Source organism: Rhodoferax sp. ZS1R25 (genome assembly GCF_056521335.1).
Genome location: NZ_JBWMAZ010000009.1, coordinates 1 through 1,450 on the forward strand (window position 1 = coordinate 1; position 1,450 = coordinate 1,450).

At 55.6% G+C, this 1,450-nt stretch carries 1 protein-coding gene; it reads left to right on the forward strand.

Going from position 1 to position 1,450, the window contains the following annotated elements; translation table 11 throughout:
- Positions 1 to 68 precede the first annotated feature (68 nt).
- Positions 69 to 1,450, forward strand: a 1,382-nt coding sequence (locus tag AC097R_RS21255) for a methyl-accepting chemotaxis protein (RefSeq protein WP_479600201.1), incomplete at its 3' end; no start/stop codon positions are given.

The following is a 1,450-nucleotide window of genomic DNA, read 5'->3' on the forward strand; positions in this document are numbered from 1 at the left end:
TCTCCTTGAATGAGGTAGCACTTTTGGCCCAGCGAGCGAGCGACAACCGCACGCCGCAATTGATGCGCATGGCGGACGTTCAGCTGGATGTCACGCGAACTTCTCTGCAATTGCGCCACGCTATGCTCGTCAAAACGCCTGAGGGCATTGCGACGGCATTTGCAGACATCGCGGAGAAGCGAAAACACATCGAAGAAGCCTTCCAAGGCTATGAAAAAGACATCCTGACGCAGGCAGGACGTGACTTCTTTTCCAAAGCCAATCAACTGAACGCGAAGTTCTGGACGGTAGGTGCAGAAAATATGAAGCTCATCCAGGAGGGCAAGCTTGATGAAGCCTTTGCGTATCTGGTGGACAAAACCATCCCCGCTCGCAACGAGTATTTGTCTGTACTGGATGCAGAGAAAAAGCGACAGGGGACCAAACTGGTTGAGGAGATTGACCTGATCGAGAGCAATGTCCACGCGACTAGGAACCTGCTCGTCGCGTCCGTCATGTTGCTCGCATGTGGTTTGCTCGGATTTTCCTGGTACGTTGCGGGCCTGTTGCGTCGCCGTATTGCGGAGGCCCAAGTGGTTGCCGAGCGCGTTCGGGACGGCAATCTCATGACAACCATAGTGGATTCATCTAAGGATGAAATCAGCCCTTTGCTCAGTGCTTTGAGCGCCATGCAAGACTCGTTGGTGCGGGTGGTGAGTGGCGTGCGCCAAGGGTCAGAGGGCGTTGCGACGGCGAGTTCTGAAATTGCCCAGGGGAACCATGACCTGAGCGCACGCACAGAAAGCCAAGCCAGTGCACTGGAGCAAACCGCCGCCTCGATGGAACAGTTGGGGACCACGGTCAAGCAAAACGCCGACAACGCCCGCCAAGCAAACCAACTGGCTATGAGCGCCTCCACGGTCGCTATTCAAGGTGGGGATGTAGTGGGACAAGTGGTGCAGACCATGAAGGGCATCAATGAGTCCAGCCGCAAGATTGCAGACATCATCAGTGTGATTGATGGTATTGCATTCCAGACCAACATCCTGGCACTGAATGCTGCCGTAGAAGCTGCCCGTGCGGGCGAACAAGGTCGAGGCTTTGCAGTGGTGGCCAGTGAGGTGCGCTCTTTGGCAGGTCGTAGTGCAGAAGCCGCTAAGGAGATCAAGCTGCTAATCAGCACCAGCGTTGAGCGGGTAGAACAAGGAAGTGTGTTGGTGGACAAGGCGGGTATCACGATGACGGAAGTGGTGCAAAGCATCCGCCGTGTGACCGACATCGTGGGTGAGATCAGCTCCGCCAGTTCCGAGCAAAGTGCGGGCGTTTCCCAGGTGGGTGAAGCGGTGACCCAGATGGACCATACTACCCAGAAAAATGCGGCTTTGGTCGAAGAGATGGCTGCCGCAGCGTCCAGCCTGAAATCTCAGGCTAGGGATTTGGTTGATGGTGTCGCGGTTTTTAAGATCTCAGC